This window comes from Citrobacter sp. JUb117 (genome assembly GCF_024809055.1).
GTDB lineage: Bacteria > Pseudomonadota > Gammaproteobacteria > Enterobacterales > Enterobacteriaceae > Citrobacter > Citrobacter gillenii.
In genome coordinates, this window is record NZ_JANUFB010000006.1 from 79,703 (window position 1) to 104,121 (window position 24,419).

The 24,419-nt window shown below is 50.9% G+C and carries 24 protein-coding genes; 9 read left to right on the forward strand and 15 right to left on the reverse strand.

Features of this window, described 5'->3' with window-relative positions:
* Positions 1–49 precede the first annotated feature (49 nt).
* Positions 50–1,243, forward strand: a complete 1,194-nt coding sequence (gene nepI, locus M2374_RS14825; RefSeq protein WP_115257129.1) for a purine ribonucleoside efflux pump NepI — start codon at positions 50–52, stop codon at positions 1,241–1,243.
* Between the two features lie 125 nt (positions 1,244–1,368).
* Here the strand turns inward: nepI and M2374_RS14830 are convergent, their stop codons facing one another.
* The 5 genes from M2374_RS14830 to M2374_RS14850 form a co-directional block, all read right to left on the reverse strand.
* Positions 1,369–2,745, reverse strand: a complete 1,377-nt coding sequence (locus tag M2374_RS14830; RefSeq protein ID WP_096759026.1) for a carbohydrate porin — start codon at positions 2,743–2,745, stop codon at positions 1,369–1,371.
* 206 nt (positions 2,746–2,951) lie between these two features.
* Positions 2,952–3,254, reverse strand: a complete 303-nt coding sequence (locus M2374_RS14835) for a PTS lactose/cellobiose transporter subunit IIA (protein WP_008786514.1) — start codon at positions 3,252–3,254, stop codon at positions 2,952–2,954.
* 12 nt (positions 3,255–3,266) lie between these two features.
* The gene (locus tag M2374_RS14840) at positions 3,267–4,649 is read right to left on the reverse strand and encodes a glycoside hydrolase family 1 protein (protein WP_146718193.1); all 1,383 of its coding nucleotides are present in this window, start codon (positions 4,647–4,649) and stop codon (positions 3,267–3,269) included.
* A gap of 20 nt (positions 4,650–4,669) precedes the next feature.
* Positions 4,670–6,001 (reverse strand): PTS sugar transporter subunit IIC, encoded by a 1,332-nt coding sequence (locus tag M2374_RS14845; RefSeq protein WP_096759028.1) that lies wholly within the window; start codon positions 5,999–6,001, stop codon positions 4,670–4,672.
* A 12-nt stretch (positions 6,002–6,013) separates the two neighbouring features.
* Complete coding sequence (locus tag M2374_RS14850; protein ID WP_096759495.1) at positions 6,014–6,328, reverse strand: PTS sugar transporter subunit IIB; 315 nt, start codon at positions 6,326–6,328, stop codon at positions 6,014–6,016.
* Between the two features lie 292 nt (positions 6,329–6,620).
* On the opposite strand from M2374_RS14850, the gene M2374_RS14855 reads away from it, so the two are divergent.
* On the forward strand, positions 6,621–7,568 hold the full coding sequence (locus M2374_RS14855) for a LacI family DNA-binding transcriptional regulator (RefSeq protein ID WP_137362526.1): 948 nt from the start codon (positions 6,621–6,623) through the stop codon (positions 7,566–7,568).
* Between the two features lie 36 nt (positions 7,569–7,604).
* On the opposite strand, the gene M2374_RS14860 is transcribed toward M2374_RS14855, so the two are convergent.
* Complete coding sequence (locus M2374_RS14860) at positions 7,605–7,898, reverse strand: YicS family protein (RefSeq protein WP_115257133.1); 294 nt, start codon at positions 7,896–7,898, stop codon at positions 7,605–7,607.
* Between the two features lie 129 nt (positions 7,899–8,027).
* Here M2374_RS14860 and M2374_RS14865 point away from each other — a divergent pair, with 129 nt between their 5' ends.
* The 3 genes from M2374_RS14865 (at position 8,028) to nlpA (ending at position 10,510) form a co-directional block, all read left to right on the forward strand.
* The gene (locus tag M2374_RS14865; RefSeq protein ID WP_135911189.1) at positions 8,028–8,444 is read left to right on the forward strand and encodes a GNAT family N-acetyltransferase; all 417 of its coding nucleotides are present in this window, start codon (positions 8,028–8,030) and stop codon (positions 8,442–8,444) included.
* A 220-nt stretch (positions 8,445–8,664) separates the two neighbouring features.
* A complete protein-coding gene (locus tag M2374_RS14870) occupies positions 8,665–9,567 on the forward strand; it encodes an Rpn family recombination-promoting nuclease/putative transposase (RefSeq protein WP_181688622.1) in 903 nt (300 codons plus the stop codon).
* Between the two features lie 124 nt (positions 9,568–9,691).
* Positions 9,692–10,510, forward strand: a complete 819-nt coding sequence (nlpA, locus tag M2374_RS14875; protein WP_135911190.1) for a lipoprotein NlpA — start codon at positions 9,692–9,694, stop codon at positions 10,508–10,510.
* 28 nt (positions 10,511–10,538) lie between these two features.
* Here the strand turns inward: nlpA and M2374_RS14880 are convergent, their stop codons facing one another.
* Positions 10,539–11,441: a carboxylate/amino acid/amine transporter gene (locus tag M2374_RS14880; protein WP_146718191.1), complete on the reverse strand. Its 903-nt coding sequence runs from the start codon at positions 11,439–11,441 to the stop codon at positions 10,539–10,541.
* Positions 11,442–11,467: 26 nt separating this feature from the next.
* Positions 11,468–12,412, reverse strand: coding sequence for a LysR substrate-binding domain-containing protein (locus M2374_RS14885; RefSeq protein ID WP_181688623.1), 945 nt, complete (start codon positions 12,410–12,412; stop codon positions 11,468–11,470).
* A 147-nt stretch (positions 12,413–12,559) separates the two neighbouring features.
* On the opposite strand from M2374_RS14885, the gene M2374_RS14890 reads away from it, so the two are divergent.
* Positions 12,560–13,336 carry an SDR family NAD(P)-dependent oxidoreductase gene (locus tag M2374_RS14890; RefSeq protein ID WP_135911193.1) on the forward strand — a complete coding sequence of 259 codons (777 nt, stop codon included), beginning with the start codon at positions 12,560–12,562 and terminating at the stop codon, positions 13,334–13,336.
* Positions 13,337–13,375: 39 nt separating this feature from the next.
* On the opposite strand, the gene M2374_RS14895 is transcribed toward M2374_RS14890, so the two are convergent.
* Together M2374_RS14895 and M2374_RS14900 are read right to left on the reverse strand one after the other, a co-directional pair.
* Positions 13,376–13,681 carry a putative quinol monooxygenase gene (locus M2374_RS14895; RefSeq protein ID WP_115257140.1) on the reverse strand — a complete coding sequence of 102 codons (306 nt, stop codon included), beginning with the start codon at positions 13,679–13,681 and terminating at the stop codon, positions 13,376–13,378.
* 1 nt (position 13,682) lies between these two features.
* Positions 13,683–14,690 (reverse strand): zinc-binding alcohol dehydrogenase family protein, encoded by a 1,008-nt coding sequence (locus M2374_RS14900; RefSeq protein WP_115257141.1) that lies wholly within the window; start codon positions 14,688–14,690, stop codon positions 13,683–13,685.
* Between the two features lie 112 nt (positions 14,691–14,802).
* Between M2374_RS14900 and M2374_RS14905 the strand changes: the two genes are divergently transcribed.
* Positions 14,803–15,720 carry a LysR family transcriptional regulator gene (locus M2374_RS14905; protein WP_115257142.1) on the forward strand — a complete coding sequence of 306 codons (918 nt, stop codon included), beginning with the start codon at positions 14,803–14,805 and terminating at the stop codon, positions 15,718–15,720.
* A 245-nt stretch (positions 15,721–15,965) separates the two neighbouring features.
* Entirely contained in the window at positions 15,966–16,805 is an 840-nt protein-coding gene (locus tag M2374_RS14910) for a helix-turn-helix domain-containing protein (protein ID WP_223240284.1), read from the forward strand.
* Between the two features lie 77 nt (positions 16,806–16,882).
* On the opposite strand, the gene M2374_RS14915 is transcribed toward M2374_RS14910, so the two are convergent.
* The 4 genes from M2374_RS14915 to M2374_RS14930 all read right to left on the reverse strand — a co-directional run bounded on the left by M2374_RS14915 (position 16,883) and on the right by M2374_RS14930 (position 21,657).
* Positions 16,883–17,830 carry a fimbrial protein gene (locus M2374_RS14915; RefSeq protein ID WP_115257143.1) on the reverse strand — a complete coding sequence of 316 codons (948 nt, stop codon included), beginning with the start codon at positions 17,828–17,830 and terminating at the stop codon, positions 16,883–16,885.
* Complete coding sequence (locus M2374_RS14920) at positions 17,821–20,283, reverse strand: fimbria/pilus outer membrane usher protein (protein WP_181688624.1); 2,463 nt, start codon at positions 20,281–20,283, stop codon at positions 17,821–17,823. Before M2374_RS14920 ends, M2374_RS14915 begins: the two co-directional genes overlap by 10 nt.
* A gap of 23 nt (positions 20,284–20,306) precedes the next feature.
* Entirely contained in the window at positions 20,307–21,014 is a 708-nt protein-coding gene (locus M2374_RS14925; RefSeq protein WP_146718187.1) for a molecular chaperone, read from the reverse strand.
* Between the two features lie 67 nt (positions 21,015–21,081).
* A complete protein-coding gene (locus M2374_RS14930) occupies positions 21,082–21,657 on the reverse strand; it encodes a fimbrial protein (protein ID WP_181688625.1) in 576 nt (191 codons plus the stop codon).
* 433 nt (positions 21,658–22,090) lie between these two features.
* Here M2374_RS14930 and M2374_RS14935 point away from each other — a divergent pair, with 433 nt between their 5' ends.
* The gene (locus M2374_RS14935; RefSeq protein ID WP_117342577.1) at positions 22,091–22,741 is read left to right on the forward strand and encodes a LuxR C-terminal-related transcriptional regulator; all 651 of its coding nucleotides are present in this window, start codon (positions 22,091–22,093) and stop codon (positions 22,739–22,741) included.
* A 65-nt stretch (positions 22,742–22,806) separates the two neighbouring features.
* Here the strand turns inward: M2374_RS14935 and M2374_RS14940 are convergent, their stop codons facing one another.
* Positions 22,807–24,303 (reverse strand): C69 family dipeptidase, encoded by a 1,497-nt coding sequence (locus M2374_RS14940; RefSeq protein WP_259155247.1) that lies wholly within the window; start codon positions 24,301–24,303, stop codon positions 22,807–22,809.
* Between the last annotated feature and the right edge of the window lie 116 nt (positions 24,304–24,419).

A 24,419-nucleotide genomic window follows, 5' to 3' on the forward strand; every position in this document is an offset into this window, starting at 1 on the left:
ATGTTACACTGCGTAACTTTTCTACAATAATCCTACGCAGGTTACAAAATTGAGTGACGTTATTGAACAAAAATCCCGCGCAGAGGTGAATGCCCGACCTAACTGGTCGGCGGTATTTGCCGTCGCGTTCTGTGTTGCCTGCCTGATAACCGTTGAGTTCTTGCCGGTCAGTTTGCTGACGCCGATGGCGCAGGATCTGGGCATTTCAGAAGGTGTTGCCGGGCAGTCGGTCACCGTGACGGCCTTTGTCGCCATGTTTGCCAGCTTGTTTGTCACGCAAATCATTCAGGCGACCGATCGTCGCTATGTGGTGATCCTGTTCTCAGTGCTGCTGACGCTCTCCTGCCTGCTGGTCTCGTTCGCCAACTCTTTTGCGTTGCTACTGGTGGGCCGTGCCTGTTTGGGGCTGGCGCTGGGCGGATTCTGGGCGATGTCGGCGTCGCTGACTATGCGTCTGGTTCCCGCGCGTACGGTGCCGAAGGCGCTGTCGGTTATCTTCGGCGCGGTCTCTATTGCTCTGGTGATTGCTGCACCGTTGGGGAGTTTTTTAGGCGGTATTATCGGCTGGCGTAACGTGTTTAATGCTGCGGCGGTAATGGGAGTGCTGTGCACCATTTGGGTGGTGAGATCGCTGCCTTCGCTGCCCGGTGAGCCGTCGCACCAGAAACAAAATATGTTCAGCCTGCTCCAGCGTCCGGGCGTGATGGCCGGCATGATCGCCATCTTTATGTCCTTTGCCGGACAGTTTGCCTTCTTTACCTATATTCGCCCGGTGTATATGAATCTGGCGGGATTTGATGTGGATGGCCTGACGCTGGTGCTGCTGAGCTTTGGTATTGCCAGTTTTGTGGGTACGTCGCTCTCGTCGATGATTTTGAAGCGCTCGGTGAAACTGGCATTAGCCGGTGCACCGCTGGTGCTGGCGATCAGCGCGCTGATCCTGATTTTTTGGGGCAGTGACAAAGTGGTCGCCGCGGGTATTGCGATTGTTTGGGGGCTGGCGTTTGCGCTGGTGCCGGTGGGATGGTCGACGTGGATCACCCGCTCGCTGGCCGATCAGGCAGAAAAAGCCGGATCCGTCCAGGTCGCCGTGATCCAGCTTGCCAATACCTGTGGGGCTGCGGTGGGAGGCTATGCGCTTGATAACCTCGGACTGCTGTCGCCCCTGATGCTCTCCGGCAGCCTGATGCTGCTGACGGCGCTAGTGGTGGCAGCGAAAGTGCGCATAAAGGGTATGCAATGATCCCAATATTCATTGCGGGACCGTCTACGTAGGCCGGATAAGGCGTTAACGCCGCCCTCCGGCATCGTGCCCGGTGGCGCGGTGCTTACCGGGCCTACGTAACGACGATAATGCATGATTCCTTATCAGAACCACGCTTCCCACATCGCGCCGAGGTTGAAGTCGTCCAGGGTTTCGTCTTTCGTGCCGTTGACGCGCGCGGTGCGGTCGTTGTCCACTTTGCCGCCTGTCACGTAGAAGCGCAGCATGGGGCGGAATTCGGGTCCCATGGCGATCGACATGTTCTGCGACAGCGTCAGCTTCCAGCCGCTGTTATCCCCGCCGTTGTCGTAATCTACGCGCTGATAGCCCGCTTCCAGCCAGGTGGAGTGAACGTCGTTCCAGAAGTACATCGGGCGTACAATTGCGCCGTAGTTCTTACGGTTATCACTTTTATCTGCGCTGTTGTCGTAGTCATGGAACGCCAGCAGGTATTCCACCTGCGCCTGGCGGGTAAACTTATGGCTCCCCTCGAAGCTGGCGTAAACCGTGGTCAGGTCGTCGGTTTTGTTGTAGACGCTGTTGTCTGAGTTATCCGAATAACGGGCGATCACCTTGTTCACGCCGCTGTCGTTGGTGTGGCTCAGCACAAAAGCGCCCTGCCAGGCTTTCAGACGGTCATCGCTCTCGACGGCCTTGGAGTCAAAGCCATAGTTGGCGTAGATCTCCAGGTCCAGCGGGCCGACCTTCATATTGTGGATTTTTGACGTCACCGCGTAGTTACCTTTATCGCCGGTGCCGGAGCCGCCGGTACAGGTAATGCGTGAAGGGTTAGCTTCGTCTTCCATGACTTCCGGGCTACACGATTCGACGGCGGCGACGGTGGCGACATCAAACTGTACGCCGCCAATGTCGAAGTTCTTCACCCCGGCGCCCTGGCCGTCGTGGTTCATCCAGAAGTAGTCGTTGATGCCCTGTTGTGGACGCTGATGGAAGTCACGACCGGCCCAGATGTAGGCGTTCGGATTGGACTCCAGCACGTTGGTCACGCCCGCGTAGGCTTTTTTGAGGTTAACTTCGTCGCCCCAGTGGTCAATCATCACGTTGATATCCCAGATTGCGCCGTTGTCGCTTTTGAACGCTTTGGAGAGCTGGAATTCGCCACCGTTGCCTTCGTTACCCAGACGACCAATCGCGGATGCACCGTTATAGGACCCGTCAACGCCAACGTATTTCTGATCGCCACTCTGGAAGTGCGCGCCGTAACGGGCGTAGCCGCTGAACTTCACGCCGAACGGTATCGCCATATCCGGCGACTGCGCCGCGCTTTGCGGTTCGTTAATCACATCGGTTTTCTTCGCCACGGCAGCGTCCATTTTCGCCTGGCGTTCCGCCAGCGCTTTATCGACGGCTTTGGCGACGATGGCGTCGATTTGTTCCTGCGTAAATTCCTGTGCGAGCACAGAAATTGGGCACAGCGCGGCCACGACCGCCATGGCTAATGGAAGTTTTTTTATGTTCATGGTTATCTCATTTGACACTTAACCCTTCAGGTTGCCATTGGCATTCTGAATAAGCGTGTGTATTCATTTATTTTAAGATAATAACCATCCCGTCTCGGTTGAATTTGCTATCACCAAAACAAGTTGATTTGTTTGTTTTTTAATAGGTACAGAAATGATTTATTTAGTCGTAATAAATACTCCGTTCAGAAAGTGTTATTTAGAAACTAACGTTGATACAGATGAATGATTTCTTCTGACAGTTCGCGGGCTAATAGCGACGTCATTAAGTGGTCCTGCGCATGCACCATAATTAATGTCATTGGTTGCCGGGCTTCCCCGGCGTCCTGTTCGATCAATTTGGTTTGCATGTGGTGAGCCTGACGGGCATAGCCGTCAGCCTCACGAAGCAGGCTTTTCGCTTCGTCAATGTTCCCGGCGCGCGCGGCGTGCAGTGCTTCGAAGCACAGGCTGCGTGACTGCCCGGCATTGACGATGATTTCCATTACTGCTTCTTCTAATGCAATCATGATGCTCTCTTTTTAATCGAATCCATTATTGGCGGCAGTTTTCGCAAACCACTCGCCGCTCTTTTTCACTGTACGTTTTTGCGTGGCTAAATCTAATTGGACAAAACCGTAGCGGTTTTTATATCCGTTAAGCCATGACCAATTATCAATAAAGGTCCACATATGGTAACCAAGGCAATGACAACCCTCGTTAATGCCTTTATGCAGCCATTTAAGATGTTCCGAGACAAACTCAATACGGTAATTGTCGTTAATCTGATCGTCCTGAATAAAACGCTGCTCGTTTTCTACACCCATGCCGTTTTCAGAAATAAAACAGCGCGGGTTGCCATAATTATCACGCAGATTCGTAATAATATCGTAAATGCCCGGCTCATAGATTTCCCAGCCACGGTACGGATTCATTTTACGTCCCGGCATTTCGTAATAATCAAACAGCGACTCTGGCATAAACGGCGCGTCAGGATTGACGGCGCTATCGCGGCATTTCACCCGGCGTGGTTGGTAGTAGTTAATGCCCAACAGGTCGATTTTACCCTCGGCGATGAGCTGGCTGTCGCCGGGCTGGCAGGCCGGTAGTTGATCGTACTGTTTCAACAGTTCCACCAGGTCCGCCGGATATTCGCCTTTTAATACCGGATCGAGGAAGCTGCGGTTAAACAGCAGATCCGCATGGTGTGCGGCTTTCACATCCGCCGGATTTTGCGAGCGCGGATAAGACGGCGTTAAATTCAGCACTACGCCGATTTCACCGTCATAGTTGCCAGCGCGATACGCACGGACCGCCGTCGAATGCGCCAGTACGGTGTGGTAAGCCACGGTTGCCGCACGTTTGAAATCCACCACGTTCGGGTAGTGGAAGTCATACAGATAGCCGCCTTCTACCGGGACAATCGGTTCGTTGAAGGTGAACCAGTGCTTCACCCGATTGCCGAACAATGTAAAACACGTCTGGGCGTAGCGGCCAAAGGCTTCCACAACTTCACGATTTTCCCATCCGCCTTTCTCCTGCATGACCATTGGCATATCGAAGTGAAACAGGGTGATAAAGGGCGTGATACCCTGCGCCAGCAGCTCGTCGATGACGTTGTTATAGAAATCGACCGCTTCGGGATTGACCTCGCCGGTGCCGTCCGGGATCAGGCGCGACCAGCTCAAGGATGTACGAAAGCTGTTGTGCTGTAGCTGTTTCAGCAGTGCGATGTCCTGTTTCCAGTGTTGATAAAAACCGGAGGTGTCTGCCGGGCCAACCCCCTGATGGAAACGACCTGGCTGACGGTCGAACCACACGTCCCATGTGGTCTGGCTTTTACCGCCGTTCAGGCTATCCCCTTCGGTTTGCAGCGCTGAGCAGGCACTGCCCCACCAGAAGTTTTCAGGAAAACGGTATCTCATTGTTCTGACTCCTTGATTCATTATGAGTTGCTACGGGCAGCGTTCGCTACGGAGACGGCATCCTGGGCTTTTTGCTCTTCGGATTTCATCAAAGAACGTTCGTACGCACGCAGGAAAGGCAGGTACATCAGCGCCGACATTGCCATGCAGATAAAGCACATCACCACCGGACTTAATGCCCAGTTCGCAGCCCAGGATGCCCCAATTGGCGCTGGCGTGGTCCACGGGGTTAACGACACGACCTGGGCTATCCAGCCGAGCTTGGTAGCGCTATAGGCCAGTACGGCGTTGATCATTGGAACGCAGACGAACGGGATGAACAGCATCGGGTTCATGATGATCGGCGCACCAAACAGAATAGGCTCATTAATATTAAAGAAACTAGGCACAATTCCCATTTTGCCGATGGTGCGCAGGTGGGCGACGCGGCTGCGCAGTAGCAGGAACGCCAGCGGTAAGGTTGAGCCCACGCCGCCAATCAACAGGTAGTGATCCCAGAAGCCTTGCAGATAAACGTGCGGCAGCGCCGCACCTGCCGCCAGTGCCGCCTGGTTAGCGGACAGGTTGGCCATCCAGAATGGGTTCATGATGCCGGTGACAATCAGTGCGCCGTGGATTCCCGCAAACCAGAAAATCTGGCACAGCAGGACGGAAAGCAGAATCGCTGGCAGCGAATCAGAGGCGGAAACCAGCGGTTCCAACAGGTGCATAATCGCCTGCGGAATGATCATCCCGGTTTGTGCTTCGATAAACAGGTTCAGCGGATGCAGGGTGGCAATTACCACCAGCACCGGAATCAGGATCTCAAATGAACGCGCGACGCCGGTCGGCACTTCTTTTGGCAGGCGGATTGTCACGTTATTCTGCTTCAGCCAGGCATACACGCGGGTGGAATAAATGGCGGTAATCAGGGCGGTAAAAATTCCCTGACCGGAAAGATACTGGGTCGAGATTTTTCCGTCGGCATAAGGCGCTGCTACCAGCAGAAATGCCATAAAAGCCAGCAGCCCGGACATAATTGGGTCGAGATTAAACTGACGGCCAAGGCTGGCGCCAATGCCAACGGAGATGAAGAACGTCATAACACCCATGCTGAGGTTGAACGGCAGCATTAACTGTTCACGGTAGGTGGCAGAAAAGTCGAGCCAGCCACGGGCAAAGCTGTTGGTGGTTTCGGCAGAGAACGGAGGGAAAATAAACACCAGCATGAACGAGCCGATGATCATAAACGGCAGCGCCGCCGTAAAACCGTCACGAATCGCAATCACATACTTTTGCTGCCCCAGTTTTCCGGCGAGCGGGGTGATGGATTGTTCAATGACGGCAACCATTGACTGATATAACGAACTCATATTGATACCTTTCTAGTGTGCCGCTTCAATCAGCGACAGGGCATAATCCAGCACTTTGTCACCGCGTTGCATACCGTAATCCATCATATCTATGGCTTTTACGGGTACACCCTGGGTGGCAGCCTTTTCTGAGAGCGTAGTAAGCATGTACTTTACTTGGGGGCCTAGCAGCACCACCTGATAATTTGGAAACTGTGTATCAAATTCGGCAACACCGTATGCATCAATCTTCACGGGCAACCCGCGCGTTTCCGCTTCTTCAACCATTTTGCGAACCAGCATGCTGGTGGACATCCCTGCAGAGCAACACAACATAATCCTGAACATGGTGAACCATCCTTTAAATGTAAAAACATATTGCGAGTCTGATTTGATATCATACGGAAACCGGTTTCCATTCATCGCAAACAGAACTGTGACGGCCATCAAGATCTTATTGTTATAAGGCTAATTATTTGAATCTGGCTCACGAAATTCGGCGATTTGATCTCTTTTTGAGTCCAAATGGAAAATCGGTTTCCATGAAAAACGGAAACAGATATACTGCGAGTGGCGATTATTTAAGCCAGTGTTAAATACAGGAAGGAAAGGGCCAGGCGGGTCCTGTCAGGGGAGAATGATGTCTACTATCAACGATGTATCGCGTCTGGCCGGGGTGTCAAAGGCCACGGTGTCACGCGTGTTGAGCGGTTCACGTGGTGTCAAAGAGGCCAGCCGTCTTGCCGTGCTGAAAGCGGTGGATGAACTGAACTATCGCCCGAACGTGATTGCACAGTCGCTGCTGAGTCAGTCTACCGGCTGTATTGGGGTGATTTGCGCGCAGGATAACATTAACCAGACTACCGGCTATCTCTACGCGCTGGAAAAACACCTTAGCCAGCATCAAAAGCATCTGCTGCTGCGTTTTGCCAATAGCAAAGCGGAAGTGATGAACGCCCTGGATGAATTAAGCTGTGGGTTGTGCGATGACGTATTGATTATTGGCGCGCGGTTCCCGCTGAGCATTAGCCAGGAGAATGTCATTCTGGTGGATTGCCTGGACTCTGGCGATGACGTCAACAGCATTCAGTTTGATCACGCGTTTGCTACCGAAACAGCCTGTAACTACCTGATAAGCCAGAACCGACGCCAGATTGCACTGATCCACCCGGACGGTATGGGGTTCTCGGATCAGGTGCTGCTGGGCTACAAGCATGCGCTGGAAAAAAACTTCCTGCCGTTTAACCGCAATCTGGTGTTTATGGAAGCCACGTCGTCCTCCGTGGCATTGCAGGAGCTGCTCAATAACGCGTCAACGCTCAATTTTAACGCGCTGCTGGTGGCGGACGAACAGCAGGCCCAGCGGGTTATCCCGCAGCTGCAGGCGTTTAATAAATCGGTGCCGGGAGACATTATGGTCTTTAGCCTGGCCGGGTCGCTGCATCTGCCGGGCATTCCAACTATCCCGGCCATTGAGTATTCAATGGATGCGATGGCGGCACGCATTGTCAGTTGGCTGAACGAGAAAACCCAGAACGTGCTGGGTTCATACGTGCTGCGTGGCGACCTCATTATTCCTCAGCGTTAACTGTCTTAATCAGGCGTGAAGCCATGCGCTTCACGCCTAGATATCCGGGCATTCCACTTTGCCCAGCGCATCCCAGTAGTTATTCTGATTACTCCTTTGTATTGCCAAAATGGCCTCGCGAATGTGCTGCTGATTACGCGTATCAGACATAATCGTTTTTTCCCATACTTCATCCGACGGCGACCCTTGTGGGGTACAAATTTTGCGTAAGTCCTTTAATACGGTGTTTTTTTCGTGAACTGCCTGTAGAGAACCGTAAGCCGAGTCGGCCTGCGCCAGACCCGGCAGCGTGAAAAGGACGGCAATAATCGGAAAAACGGCTCGTTTCATGATAATAATCCTTGTTGTCGATGCGCATCATCTCAAGAGTAAGTGTAGACGCCATAAGGCTCACTCATCAGCCTGTGTTAATGTCTAAAACCAAATCAGCCAGAAGTTGTATTTTTTCAGGAGGATAGAATGCAGATACAGATTACGGATACGGTTACCGAAGACGATCAAAACGCGCTGCTTACTGGCCTGCGGGCTTACAACTTCCCGTTCCTGAAAACGAGCAATTTCGGCGATTTGGCGGTCTATTGGCGCAATGAACACAATGAAATACAGGGTGGGCTGATCGGCAAAATCAAAGGTGAATGGCTGTGTATCGAGTTTTTGTGGATGCATGAATCCCTGCGTAAAGGGGGTTACGGCACGAATCTTATTCAGGCAGCAGAAAAGACGGCTCGTGAGAGAGGATGTCTGCATGCGCTGGTTGATACCCTGAGTTTCCAGGCGCTACCATTTTATCAAAAGAACGGCTACCAGCTGCAATTAACCCTCGAAAATTTTCCGGAGCAAGGTGCCGCACGCCACTATTTATCGAAAACGTTTTGATGACCGTCACAGCCGGTTATGCGTTTCAGCAGCCCGTGTAGGCCCGGTAAGCGTTAGCGCCTCCGGGCATTTTTGCGAACATCATTCCCTGAAAATGAATACATTACAGTAGTGTGTATTTATCTCCCAAAGCACCTCGCAGGCTTAAACGTTGCCTGATGTGGATTATGCGATAGGCGAGTAAGGTCCCGTCATCTTGTAATGCAGGTGATGGATCGCCATGAAAAAAAGCACGACATCCACGCCGCATGATGCGGTGTTTAAAAGGTTTTTAGCCCACCCGGAAACGGCGAGGGATTTCCTGGATATTTGGCTTCCTGAATCGCTACGCGACCTTTGCAAGCTGGACACGCTGAAGCTTGAATCCGGCAGTTTTGTAGAGGAAGACCTGCGGGCCAGCTATTCCGATGTACTGTGGTCTCTGCAAACAACGAAGGGTAATGGCTACATCTATGCGCTGATTGAACATCAAAGTTCGCCGGATGCCCACATGGCATTTCGACTGATGCGCTATGCCATTGCCGCGATGCAGCGTCATCTCGACGCCGGGTATAAAACGTTGCCCCTGGTGGTGCCGATACTTTTTTACCATGGTGTGGAAAGCCCATATCCCTTTTCGCTAAGTTGGCTGGATGAATTTGCCGAGCCAGAGATAGCGCGGCAACTTTATGATGCGCCTTTTCCGTTGGTGGACATCACCGTGGTGTCTGATGATGAGATTATGCAGCATCGGCGGATGGCTCTGCTGGAGCTTGTTCAAAAGCATATCCGTGAGCGCGACCTGACGCTTCTGGTGGATAAACTGACGGTCCTGCTTGTTAAGGAACACGCTAATGACAGCCAGATAGAAACGCTGTTTAATTACTTGCTACAGTCTGGTAGTGCGACCCGTTTTGAGGTGTTTATCCGCAGGCTTGCCGGGCGCGTTCCCCAACACAAGGAGAGATTAATGACTATTGCAGAATGCTTACGTGAGTCGGGGAGAAAAGAAGGAAAACAGGAAGGAAAGCAGGACGAAGCGTTGCGGATTGCACATGCCATGCTTGAAAAGGGTATCGATCGCGACCTGGTGCTACTAATTACCGGGCTATCCATTGATGAGCTTATGGAACACTCCGACTAATCTCTCTTATTTCCGTTATGCTTTTTTCTTCTTGCTGATGCTTTTTCATTTTATAAACCGCAGCGGCCTTCCCGCTATAGTCATTTCATTACTCAATGGGCGGTTAATTCAAAAGGATAAAAACGTGAAGCTGAAGAAACCCTATTTCGGGGCTGGGACCGCGGTATTGCTGGTGGGATTATTGCTGGCAGGTTGCGACCAGCAAAGCAGTGATACAAAACACATTAAAGTCGGTGTGATTAACGGCGCAGAGCAGGATGTGGCGGAAGTCGCGAAGAAGGTGGCCAAAGAGAAGTACGGACTCGATGTTGAGCTGGTGGGATTTAGTGGTTCGTTACTGCCTAATGATGCAACTAATCAGGGTGAGCTGGATGCCAACGTCTTCCAGCATCGTCCGTTCCTGGATCAGGATAATAAAGCGCATAACTATACGCTGGTGGCGGTGGGCAATACCTTTGTCTTCCCGATGGCCGGTTATTCGAAAAAAATCAAAACGGTCGATCAACTGCAAGACGGTGCGACGATTGCGATACCTAACGATCCCACTAACCTCGGGCGTGCGCTGTTGCTGCTGCAAAAAGAAAAATTAATCACGCTGAAAGAGGGAACCGGTCTGCTGCCGACGGCGCTGGATATCACCGATAATCCGCGTCATCTGACTATTATGGAGCTGGAAGGCGCGCAGTTGCCGCGCGTGCTGGACGATCAGAAAGTAGACGTGGCGATCATCAGTACCACCTACATTCAGCAAACCGGACTTTCGCCAGTACATGACAGCGTGTTTATCGAAGATAAAAACTCGCCGTACGTAAATATCCTGGTGGCGCGAGAAGACAATAAAAATGCCGAGAACGTAAAAGAGTTCCTGCAATCTTATCAGTCTCCGGAAGTCGCAAAAGCGGCGGAAAAAATCTTTAACGGCGGCGCGGTACCGGGCTGGTAATACCCCTCTGTAGCCGCGCCGCTCGGTGTTATACCGTTCGGACGCGGCGACGGGAATCCATTGAAATCAGCACTACAGAAGAGAGGATCAGCAGCGTGCCCAGCCAATCAGGCAGGGTAAACGTAATCCCTAACAATAACAGCGACAACAGGGCGCTGCTCAACGGTTCCGCACAGCTCAAAATACTCGCTTTCGGTCCGCCAATCATCTGCGCGCCTTTCAGGTACAGGCTAAACGTTAGCGATGTGCCGATCACCACCAGATAGAAAAACGCCAGAATCAAACTGCCATTGACCACGAAGTCCGTTCCCTCTCCGGCATAGAACGGAAGCAGGATCAGGCCACCTATCAACATACTCCAGCCAACGATCGGCAGCGTACCGTAACGGGCGATAAGCGTAGAGGGATAGGTGGTATAGAACGCGGCGGCAAAGGCGGAGGCGATCCCCCAGAACAGCGCGGCAGGTGAAATAGACAGCGAGGTTGGGTTGCCGTGAGTCACCAGCAGGAATGTGCCGATAAGTGAAGTCAGAATGGCGGTGAGCACTAAAATGCCGGGTCGCGCTTTACGCGCTACGGAGAACCACGCCACGATAATAGTTGGTGACAAAAATTGCAGTACTGTTGCGGTGGCGGCGTTGGATTTTTCAATGGTCAGCAGAAAAGTCAGCTGTACGGTGAGCGCGCCGACCACAGAAAAGATCAGCAGACTGATGGCATCTTTGCGGTTTTTGATGATCGAAAAGACTTTGTCGCCGTGCACAAACGAGAGCATCAGCAGAATGAGTCCGGCGAAAATCAGGCGCGTCATGGTTAAAAACTGCGACGACATCTGGCTTTGCTCCATGATGTACTGCGCGCAAACGCCCGAACTTCCCCATAATACGGCGGCAATCAGGACGTTCATCATCCCTCTTCTGGTGGAACTCATTATTCCCTCGGCATGGTTGTATTGTCTTATTTGTGTGCAGGCATCATATCAGAGATGGTATGGATCTCTGCCTGCACATCCGCCTTCAGCCAGTCATTAAAGATTTTCACCTCAGGGCGCATAGCCGCGTGCTGTGGCGTGACGATGTAGTATGACCATGCCAGAGGCCAGCGGACGTTGGGATGAAGCTGGACCAGTTGTCCGTCAGTAAGAAGTTGTTGCACCAGCGCGAGGCGCACAATGGCCACACCCTGACCACTGAGTGCTGCCAGAATCACGGTGGCGGTGGAGTTGATGTGCAGCCCGCTTTCGCGTGCGGCGGGAGCATGGGTAGCATTCAGAACATCATCCCAGGACGGAAAATTGGCACCGTGGTGGGGGGTATCATCATGGATCAGCTTCTGTGTGGCCAACCATTCACCACAGGATATTTTTTCTGTTGGCACGAGGAGCGGGCTGCAGACCAGAACGGCCTCTTCATCCATCAACCTGGTTTTGTTGACTCCTGGCCAGTCACCTTTTCCGCAGCACACACCCAAATCCGCTTCGCCGTGGGCGACATCCATTAATTTTTCCGTCACGTTCAGGCGTAGTTCGATGTTTTCATGCGCCTGCGAGAAACGGTTGAGACGACTCATCAGCCAGTTCATTACCAGTACCTGAGAGGCGGTGATGATTACCACCGAGCGTGCCCGACGACCGCGCAGTTTATTCAGCCCGGATTCGAGGTTATCCAGTCCTTGGGTAATGTCGCGTAATGCGTCCTGCGCTTCACTAACCAGCGTGAGGCGCTCTTTACCTGAACGGGATCGGTGTAACAGCGGATGGCCCACCCAATCTTCCAGTGCGCGTACCAACTGTCCGACTGCGGCGGGCGTTACGCCCAACTCCTGCGCAGCGCCGGTAAAGCTGCCATGGCGGGCGGTGGCCTCAAAGGCGTGCAGCCATTTTAGTCGATTAAGTAAACGCATCTGGTTCTGTTCCTTCTGATTGGCAGTTCTCAGTATACGCCTGCGAGATAGATTTTCTTTCTGGTGTCGCTATTTCTTCTCATTCGTCATCACCTCTGCCGGGTGGCATCTTTAGCGCATCAAGGAATTTTTGAAACGAGGTTAACGATGAAAGCATTATTTGCCGGACAAAAACTGTTAGTGGTGGGCGGGACCAGTGGGATGGGACTTGAAACTGCGAAACTGATCCTGAAAGAGGGTGGACGTGTGGTGCTGGTCGGTAATCGTGCCGATAAAGCTGAGCAGGCGCGTCAGGCGCTGGCGGCAATGGGTCATGTCGCGGTCATTGCCGCGGATCTGATGTCAGAAGCCGGAATGCACCAGGTGATGGAAACAGTGAATACCGAACACCGCGACATCAGCCTGCTGGTCAATGCGGCCGGGGTTTTCTTGCCGAAACCATTTATTGAACATGAGGTTGCGGATTATGATCTGTACATGAGCCTCAACCGTGCGATGTTCTTCATTACCCGGGATGTGGTGCGCAATATGGTGGCGGCAAAGATAAATGGTGCCATTGTGAATATTGGTTCGATGTGGGCACAACAAGCGATAGCGGCGACGCCCTCTTCGGCCTACTCGATGGCAAAAGCGGGCCTGCATACCTTAACGAAAAATCTGGCCATTGAACTGGGGGGCTGCGGTATTCGTGTTAATGCCGTTTCTCCAGCGGTGGTACACACGCCTATCTATGAAGGGTTTATTCCGAAAGAGGATGTGCAGGGGGTGATGAGCAGCTTTGATAGCTTCCATCCGACAGGCCGGGTTGGGACGCCAGTTGACGTTGCAGAAACCGTCGCATTCCTGCTTTCTGATAGAGCGGGTTGGGTGACCGGGGCTGTCTGGGATGTGGATGGCGGTGTGATGGCGGGGCGTAATGCCTGACTGAATATCCCCCGTGTGGCGGGGGATTTCATCAAGAGATTAAGGCGCAATCGGCGTCAGATAATCCAGACGCAGCGGCTCGGCCAGCAGATCGTTCATTTGCAGGATAAACGTCTGGAAATGCGGCAGGGCAATATGGTCGTCCAGACCGGCCTGACCCCGCCAGGATTCGCGCACGTAAAACACATCCGGCGTATCGCGCAGTTGAAACAGCGCATACTCTATATTGCCCGGTTCCCGACGCGTGGGCATCAGTAAGGCCTGCAGTGCCTGTTTCAGGGCGTCGGTTTTCCCATGTTTGGCTTTCAGTACCGCAATAATAGAAATCACTTCAGTGTCAGACATATTAAAACCCCTCCAGAACAATTTTGCCTACCGCACGACCGGTTTCAATTTGCGCATGGGCTTTTTGTAAGTTCGCCGCAGAAATAGTGCCCAAATGCTCGCCCAGAGTAGTACGGATCGTCTGACAGTCGATCAGTTGCGCCACGCGGGTCAGTAGCTGGTGCTGGGCAATGATGTCATGGGTTTCGAACATTGAACGGGTAAACATAAATTCCCAATGCAGTGAAATGCTTTTTGCTTTTAGCGGACGAGCATCAAGGAATTCTGGGTCGTCAATCAGTGCCAGTTTGCCCTGTGGGGCCAGGGCGCTAATAATCTGCTGATAGTGCTGTTCGGTATTATTCAGACTGGCAACGTGTGTGACCTCTTTAACTCCAATTCGTGCCAGCTCTTCGGTCAGCGGTTTGCTGTGATCGATCACATGATGTGCACCTGCTTCACGCACCCATTTCTGGCTTTCCGGGCGCGATGCTGTGCCGATAACGGTCATTTTGGTCAGTTTACTCGCCAGTTGAGTCAGGATAGAACCGACGCCCCCCGCTGCACCGACGATCAACAATACGTCGCCTTCGTTGCCATTTTCCGCAACACCCAGGCGGTCGAACAGCATTTCCCATGCGGTGATGGCAGTCAACGGCAGGGCGGCGGCAGAGGCGTTATCCAGCGATTGCGGCTTCAGCGCGACAATGCGTTCATCAACCAGCTGAAATTCGCTGTTACTGCCCGCCCGACCCAGCGCGCCGGCATACCAGACTTCGTCGCCCGGTGTGAATAACGTTACGGACTCGCCGACGGATTTCACCACGCCCACCGCATCCCAGCCCAGAACACGCGGGGTATCAGCGCTGAATCCCTCGCGAACTTTGGTATCAACAGGGTTAACGGAAATCGCTTTCACCTCAACCAGCAGGTCATGCCCTTTGGCAATGGGCGTTGGCAGGTCAATCTCTTGTAAATATGCGATGTTACTGCCGTCGGTTGCGGCGTGGGTAATGGCGATGGCTTTCATAATCTCTCCGGTTACAGGATTCTGTTTATCTGTTGAATAATTCGATGGTAAACCGGCATCAGAACGGGAAAAATAGCCTCACGGCGACAGGACTTATACTCGGGGAGTGAAAATGTTCCGGCTTGAAGATCTCACGTTGTTTGTCCGCGCCGCGGCGCTTAACAGTTTTAGTGATGCGGCGCGCGAAGTCGGCGTCCAGCCGGCCCAGGTCAGTTCCGCCATCAAGCGCCTGGAGTCCACGCTGACCATACGCTTGTTTGCGCGCTCCACGCGTAGTCTGCGGTTGACACCGGAAGGCGAGGTCTGGTTGCCCTATGCCCGCCAGATGCTGGACGTGATGCATGCCGGTCTGCAGAAAATTCAGACACCCGAGGATGAGATTTCCGGCACGCTGCAAATTGCGGTGCCGTCCGATCTCGGGCGTAACCTGCTGCTGCCTGTTTTTCAGTCATTTCGTCGTTGCCACCCCGCCCTGCGCCTGCGGGTCTTTTTCTCCGATCAGGTGACTGATGTGTTTAAAGATCCCGTCGATGTCGCGTTTCGTTATGGTAATACCGAGGATGCGTCTTACATCGCACTGCCCGTGGCTCCTGGTAATCGACGCGTGCTGGTGGCTTCTCCGGGGTGGGTTACGCAGCACGGTGAGCCGCAAAAACCAGATGATTTAGCGCCGTTAAATGCCATGACCTTCGTCTTACGCGGGCGACTCCATGACCGCTGGACGTTTACGCGCAACGGTGAGGTCAGTAGTGTGCAGGTCAACAGCACGTTTATGAGCGATGACGCCGAAGTGATCCGTCGTCTGGCGATTGCCGGTGAGGGGATTGCGTATAAGTCGTGGCTGGACGTGAGTGAAGATGTACGTGACGGTCGTTTGCAGTTGCTGATGCCTGATTATCAGGGGGAAAAAGTCCCGCTAAATATGATTTGCCCGCACCGAAAACAGCTTTCAACGGCGGTGCGCCTGCTGCACGACGCCGTGAAGGCGCGGTGTGAAACGCTGATGATGCTTCCCTCTGAGCGTCGTTAACCGTCAGCGCTTCTCCGCAGCCATTAAGTATTAATAAATACCGAACTTAACTATATTAAAATGGAGTATTTTGCGTATAGTTTTACGTGGGGTATGTATATTCGTTTAAATTTGTTTGACGCGAATAGTGCACATTGCTATACAACGTAAAAATAGCCTTCTCTAATATCGGGTTATTTGTTTATCCCGTTATCCCGTTTTCAAAGGTGGGCACGGATGCTTTTTTAAATGGAGATAGAGAAGGTATGTTGAAAGCAATGACGATTAATGACGTCTTGTTTTATATCGAAGAGAATTACGTCACAGGTGTTGATATAGACGACCTTACCCGTTTTTCCGGGTATAGCCGAAGACATATTCAGGGAATGATAAAACAGCGAATCAATATGCCGGTAGGCCTCTATATTCGCAAGCGACGGATTACCAAAGCGGCCTCTTTGTTACGCCTGACGATGATGGATATCATCGATATTTCGGTGCGGCTAGGGTTCGATTCACAGCAATCTTTTTCCCGTGAATTCAAAAAATTAACGGGTTGTACACCGAGAGAGTACCGTAAAAACACGAACTGGGATCTCTCGCCGCTGCTGTCGTATGCGCAACACGGCGATACCATTATCGATAAACCACAGCTAAGGACGTTACCAGCTGATGTTGTTTCCGGGTTTCAGTACCGCTATGATTCGCCAGTCCCGCCAACCGAGGACTCACACCTCCAACGTCTTAACCTGATATTCGATCAGCTTGCCAGTTTAAAGCAAGATGTGTGGGCGCTTACCGATTTTGCGCCCCATCCCAGGTCGACGACGCGACTGAAGATTAGAACCATTATTGGCAGCAAGAATCATCATGCGCTGAACGCTTATAACCGCTATGAGTACCCTCCGGGGGAATATGCCTGTTTTTCATTCATATTTAGGAAAGATGCCTATCCATTGTATTCAAAATATATTTATTTGAAATCAATGCCGGAGTTGAAATTAAAAAGAAAGCCCGGTTTTGATATTGAAGTGTTTCGCTATCATCCACAAGATGTTATCAATAAGACAATTATCTGTGAGCACTATATTCCGTTAGACCTATGACGATCGGACATGTCCTGATGAAAAAGGCTCCACTTTCGTGGAGCAAAGACCATGCTGCACGTCTTATTTATCGATGGTTATTCATATTCCGCATTGAAATACAACACGGCGCGAACCCTCCCGGGGCTGACGTTCCTTTCCGTTTGATAATATTGTGCATGAAAAGGAATAGTGTATTTCCCTTTATCCTGATGTGTTAACGGAAATGTGGACTGCTGATTAAAGTTGATAGGGTTTTGTTGTTGATCTAAAACTTGAATGCCGATTCCTTTTGCACCGTTGGGGAGAATATTGGGTAAGACGCCAATGTTACGATCCTGTCCACTATAGAGGGTGCTCCAGCGCAAGATAACCCGGGCTGGCGTGGAGAAGTCGTTCTTACAAAGCAGGTCGATAGAAAACGGTTTTCTTGCCGTTGTGCTGCCGTGACGCTTAAAGTGCTTCAGCGGTACATCGGGCAATTCTACGTTGATCGTGCGGTTACCTTGCACCTTACAGGAACGGCTGAGCAGCGTGATATATTTTGCCGGTAGGACGATATCCACCACCGGCTGCGACTGCGTTTCACTTTTTATCTGCAGATTCAATGAGCCTGACGAAGAGGCAGCAGGAAGGCTGCTGTCCAGCTTAATCAATTCAATATTGATCTTGCTGTTTTTAAACTCGTCCGGAGTTGCCCTGAACGCTGATGGCCACTGGATGGTGCGTCCGGTTGACGTTTCCAGAGAGACTTTCAGACCGATACCGCTTACGTTGCTGCGCAGGATGCCGGGTAAGGTTGCTACCGACCGATCGCCCATCACCTGAGCGGTAAACGGCAGGCTGTTTGTGCATTCCGTCCCCTGAACATTGGGAACCAAAATCGTACGTGACTGAATCACGCCTCCGGACTGAACAGCACGCTTCACTGTGACGGTTTCCGGTGGGACAATCATTTTTTGCGAGGCCAGTGTGCATGCAGCACTAGCCGTCTGATGAATGCCCAACGTAATACCCAGAATAAAAGCAGCCCGTATTAGCGGCATGTGGCCTCCTGGCTTTTTAATACGATCGTACATTTCCTGTTTTCCACGGAAACAAACACGTCCGGTGAGGTGGTTTCATCAATATAGAGCGCACCGCCTTGCCCGACATAGCCAACATGGTTATTGGTGCGGTCGCGGATAATGGCGCCGAACGGCAATTTCTGCTGGTCTGAAAGGCGGGGATAAATAATCGTCTGTCGCTGCAATTTTGTTTCAAAGATGACGGGTACGACGTTGCCTTCGTAAGGCGCAACTTTTCCCTGGGTTTTGCTGAATGTCAGGCCGTCAGCGGAGCCTTTTGGATCGATCATCACGTCATTAACGCGCCACGGGCGCAGCCACGGCATAATGGCATAACCGTTTTTATCGAAGCGGGTTCCTGGCACGCCGTCTAGATGTGCGCCATTGGCATTCGGTGCGTAAACCAGCGCGACGGTATCAGAGCGCTCTGGTGAGAAGGTGATTCCCTTCGCGTGATCGATCATCATCCCGCTCATCCCTCCGCTGATCTGATGCCACGAGTTGCCCTGGCTCCATGTTCCGTTTATTGAGGTGTAAGGGGTGCGGATCATTCCGTTGGCGCCCCATTCTGCATCGCCACCGCGAGCGTAGCCGGTGTTGACTCCCCATACGATATTATTTTCATCATCGGAAGAGGTGGTGAAACCGAGGCGCGTATTGCTGGCTGTTCCGTTATTCGCGTAGCTGTCAGACGAAATCTGTGTAAATCCGGCGTTGTCTCGTGGCAGAAAATAGCTTAACGAAAGCATGATTTGATCGTCTTTGGTGACCGAACCGTGATCATCCTCATTCCAGAGTCGTTGTGCTGATATGTTCCAGGTCAGATTACCCCATGAGTTTGTGTAGCCCACGGCATACTGGCGATAATTGTCCTGTTGATCCCAGTACTTTTTAAGTGAGCCGGACAAATAGAATGAACCCCAGGTGTCTGATAACGGTTGATTGATGCTGACGCTATACGACTGTTTCTCGCGTAATGAGCGAAAGGGGTTGTCAGACTTTTCGGCATCCAGTGCATCGAGGGCGTCGCGTTGGCCATAAAAGTGATGTGAGCTGTATTTAGCTTCCAGCCAGAGCGAGGTTTCAGACCAGGCCAGAGTTCGATTCCAGGTCAGACGGTACTGCTGGCCCTGATGGCGGTCATCATCAAGATGCAGGCGTGATTGCGTAACATCAATGGCGAATGCGCCAAGTCTGCTGTTGAGGCCGCTACCGAGCTGCGCTGACTGATAGCGTTCAAACCCGGATGCGCCGCTGTACAAGGTGAGAAAGTTGTTCAGGCCATACTGCCAGTAAGCCTGAGCAGCAAACGGGTCGTCATCATTGTTATCTTCATCAACGGTACCCATGGCCACGCCATAGCGTGAAACACCGGGTTTGAGCAACTGCGGGACGCTGGCGTAAGGCACGGTGAAGCGACGGATACGTCCGTCAGACTCCTGAATGGTCACCAGTAGCTCGCCCCCGGAATTGGCGGGCAGCACGGACTCAATTGAGAATGGCCCGGCTGGAACGGAGGACTGGTGAAGAGTCTGTCCGTCCTGAGTGATGGTTACCCGGGCATTGGTTTCTGCCACCCCGCGAATGACTGGAGCCCAGTTCAGCGTGCTATCCGGGCGCATTAAATCCTCGGAAGCCAGCCCCACCCCAAGAAGAGCAATGCTGTCGAACATCTGGCTGTCGGTATAAAACTTCCCGGCGCTGAACATGGATCCCAAACCGGGGAGTGGTCGTTTTAACGTCGTGCGGTTATTGGCGTAATGGCTACCCACCTTGCTGTCCCAGTTCTGACTGCCAAAATGCTCAAGCAGCCACCCTCCAGCGGAGCCGCGGATATCCATCCCCAACCACGCACTGTCCGTGCTGGCGTGATCGTGACCCCGCTGCTGGGTGCTGTAATAATCTGCGTTGTAACCGAAATTAATCGCTGGGATCCCCGGTTGCCATAATTCAGGTTGAACATAATTGCTGTCAAGATTCTCGACATAGGCCTGTGGGATGGTGATGCGTAGCTCAAGCTGGCTGGTGTTGAGCTGCTCGTTGGCTTTCCCACTTGGGTCCCATTTGGCGATGCTGGCGCAGCGTGAGGGATTCGCGGCCAGCGTATCATTCATCTTACTTGGGTCGATGCCCACACCTTTAAGAAATTGCCCCGAGTAACAGCTGACTAATTCCCCGCGGTCATTTTTTTCAAATAACAGCTCACGACGTCCGCGCCAGTTATCGTTGATATATATATCGACTATATACTGGCCCGGTAACAAGCCTGCCGCATTAAAAGAACGCAAATCATTAAGAGATGCGTTGCCCATCAGGACGGCATTATCAAATTCATAGCGAGTATTGTTTTCTGCGTGGAGTGCAACTGAATATAATGAACTCTGTAAAATGATAATGCAGGGCAGGGTGAATATCCTTTTACATAAACCCATTTTGTCTTCCTTTCTATCCCTTTCTATTGATTAATGGTGGTCTTGAATTCCACAACGCTACCGTAATCACTGACTGCCTGTAAAAAGACTGCTTCGCCGCGTCTGACATTGTGCTTTGCGGTAATAGTGCTGCTGCTTTTAGGGGCTACCATCACGCCTTCGCGCAGAAGTCCATTGCCGGAAGCCGTTACGATATCCGCAACCGTAATGAAAAAAGGTGTTGGGTTAACCAGCGTGATATCACCGTTGTTAGCGAGAATTTGCATCTTGCTTTCAGCATTCTGCCGTTCACCTAAGCCCGCGGGACGCCAGAAAAATTTAAAGCGTGAGCGAATGGCTAAGTTGAGCATCGACGAATTCTCCGTGACTTTACTTTTATCCACGGAGGGAATATCCAGAATGTTTAACCACCATAGCGACTCGCGATCTGTGGCGGAAATACGTCTATCGGCTGCTTTTTTGATTCTCAGCGACTGCCCATTTCCCGCGTCAACGCGGGCAATCGGTGGTGAGATAATAAATGGTGTGGTGATGTCCTCGGGAAGTTTCTCCAGATCGCCTTCATCCAGCCATATCTGCGCTAGCGATGGTGAGTTTCCCGTATTGGTCATATGGATGGTGATTTCTGCAACATCTTCAGAGTAAATAAACCGGGTACCATTAACAATAATATTATTAGCGTGCGCAGCATACATTGAAAATAGGGCCAATAAAGAAAAAATAATTTTCATAAAACCTCTATAAAAATAAATGCCATGCACTGGGTATTATGGCACCAAGTGCGATGGCATTGCGTATTTAGAGATAGGTAATGCTATAGTTTGCCTGAGCGCTCACAGAGCCAGCAGTGGCTCTATCAAGAATAAAAGTTTTACTTGGCATAATATAACCTACGTTAAATTTATAGGTTAGGATAGATTTATCACCTTTAATGTAATTTTTTTCCGGTTCAAATCTCAGATCATTGTCGTGAAGATTAATTTTATTACCTTTACCATCACTTAATAGTAATGCTACGTTTATCGCCCCGTTGAGACTCGTGTTTTTAAGGTATCCATCGTCAGTCAATATATTTCCCTTGCCCCATGCCAGTTTCGGTACTGCCTTTTCATGGATAAAACAGTCAGTTACCTGGATGCTAAATCCCTGAACTTGTACCGTATTAGTTTTTTTTATAAGTGTATTTAGTACGGGGTTGAGTTTTACGTGTTTATCTTTATCACCACTCAATATTTTACAGGAGTTGGCGAAAACTTGTCCGGTAAAAGTAACTTTTCCGTGTGACTCCAGGCCAGGTCCGAAGCCACCAAATGCCATAGCTGAAGGAATGGAGACTGTACATGCAATTAACGTTACTAAAGATAATTTACTCATAATGTGTTCCTCATGTAGAGATACAGCGCCTCTGATATCATTGATATTGCTGTTGACACATAGGGTATATATGTCCAGCCAGGCTTACGCTCCATATGAATTATGTAAGAAATGCTGGAGTTGTATATGGTAAATTAAACGTATTTCACTCAGGAAATGATATTAAGAGTCGCAGAGAAAGATGAGTTGTCATAAAATATTATCATCTGTCATGTTTATAATATACGTCTGGCTCCTGAAAGTGTTGATATCAAAATGTGATAGATAACAATAGTCAATGACTCGAAAAAACCGAATATTTATATTGCACAATTAGCTAAATTTTCATAACGCAATCAGATTATCTTTAATCTTAAGTCATTACGCGACGTTGATTTTGTATACCATAATGCCAGGGAAGTATTTTCACTCATCATTTGAATGAAGGCCATCTATGCTTAACATGGACAGTAAGATCATACTGATTAGCAACCAGTCGATACAGACACAGCTCTTGCTGGATTATCTCAATAAGAAAGTCGGTATTCTTGTTGATTTTATTAATATTAATCGACCGGATATGTCGTTTATCTGTGATGGAAGCATTATTCTCTATGATATTCAGGCATCCAGTCAAAAAATTAAAAAAGTATGGTCAAGATTGCTCAATGATAATCAATATCACGTACGGATCTACATTATCAATTACCTGAGATCGCTGTCGCTGTATGACTGCATGTCATGGCCGAATTTCGAGTCCGTCATCCCCAGCAATTGCACCATCGAGCATTTGCTTAATGTGATTAAAGAAGGTTATCAAACTCCCTGCTCAGAACCAACGCACACTCCGCTGCAAGAAAATATCGGTTTCACGCAACCCGATAACGATGCTTGGCTGCTAACGGAGAGGGAATATGAAATCCTGACTGAACTGTCGAAAGGGGCATCTAATATGGAGATTGCTTATGCCTTTTTTATCAGTGAAAACACAGTGAGAACGCATATCTATAATATCTTCAAAAAGATCGCCGTGAGTAATCGAACCCAGGCTGCCTGTTGGGCAAACACCCATCTCAGAACCCCGATGCTGGATGAACTCCCCTGATCCTGATTGATGTTGGCGCAAAGCCGTCGTGTCTGCTTTGCGCCAGATGATTATCGTGCGGTGACTCAGTCTTTTTTGGCTGCGTTAGCAAAGAAAATATCAGACTGAATATCTTTAGTGCGGATAGTGAACAGCTGATTCGTCAGGTCTTCCGTCAGCTTCTCGGCGTCGGCCATGATGCGCAGGTTGAAGTCATTCAGCATTTTATCTGCGGCAGGCTTATCGGTTTTCGCCATCTTCAGATATTCGGCCTCAACCTCTTTTTGCTCCTGTGCAACCTTGTCTTCCCACGCTTTGTAGGCTTTTTTGACGATGGGCGCGAGCTTAGGATAATCGGTCATAGTCAGCGTCTGTAATTTACGATACTTCCAGTAGATGGATTGATCGTCTGCTTTATCCGTCCCCATCGTATAGTTGGCCGGATACGCCTTCAGTCCACTGTAGTAAGGAACAAAGGCGGTAAGATCGGCCATACCGAGGCCAATGTAAGTTGTTTCACCAATTTCTTTTGGCAGCCACGGACGGACCTGCATCACGTGGGCCTCGTAGGTGCGGAATACGCTGACAGGACGCCACGGTTCTTTGCCGTTCAGACCGTTGGTGTACGGATCATGGCTGGTGCCTTCATAGTGGCTACGCAGCACTGACTTCACATCATCCAGCGTCATCTTCTTCTCCGGCTTCAGGAATACCGGGAACTCGCGGCCTGCGGCCATATCCTGATTGACGGAAGGATTAAACGTTTTCTGGATGGTCCACACGCGGGGGTCGTTATAGGTACGGTCACGTACATCATCGCGGGTATAGACTGTGGAGAAGTTAAATTTGCCGTCTTTGGCCTTATCGTACAGACCTTTTTCGCTGGCGAATTCAATCAGGTTTTTCGACGCCATCATGTTCGGGTCTTGTGGATCGTAATCCTGTAAACGTCCCTGGTTACCGGTGGCAAAATATTGATTATTTGGCAGCCGCTGTGCCATCCACTGGTGACCGCTACCGGTTTCCAGATACCAGATTTCTTTATCATCCACGACGGCAACGCCGAAACCTTCACCTGCGCCGACGGTTTCAACGATATGCCCCAGCAGGGCCACCGCGTCACGTGCGGTTTTGCTCTGTGACAGTAAGATGTCCGGGATATCGTCTTCGGTGATCCCTTTATCCTCAATGTACGGGTCAACGGCCAGCGCCTTCGGTGAAGCAAAAATAGATTCTGTCCCGCTGACGCCAACGCCCAGTTCGTTAAAACCGGTGGCTCCGTGTAGCTGGGTTTTCCAGTTAGGCACGGTGGTATAACGCAGTGAGTTTTTCGGCAGCGGCCAGGTAAAATCATTCGCACCATTATGTGCTTTGGTGCTGTATACCCCGGTCTGGTTCTGTTTCGCTGGATGAATCAAAAAATGCTGTGCTTTCAGCGCGTCGCTGTCTGCGCTACGGGCCACCAACATTGAGCCGTCCGCCGAGGCTTCATTGCCGACCAGCAGGGTCGTACACGCAAAACCGGATGAAACAACCGCCAGGTTTACTGAAAGTGCAATCAGGCACTTTTTAAAACTAAACATTATGTATCCCTCATAAGTACGCCATAAGTACACCGGAAACACACCGTTTCCTTAATGCGATCACGCCTGTACTGTCAGGCATGGCTCGCCAGAGAGATAAACGCCCCTGCCCACGT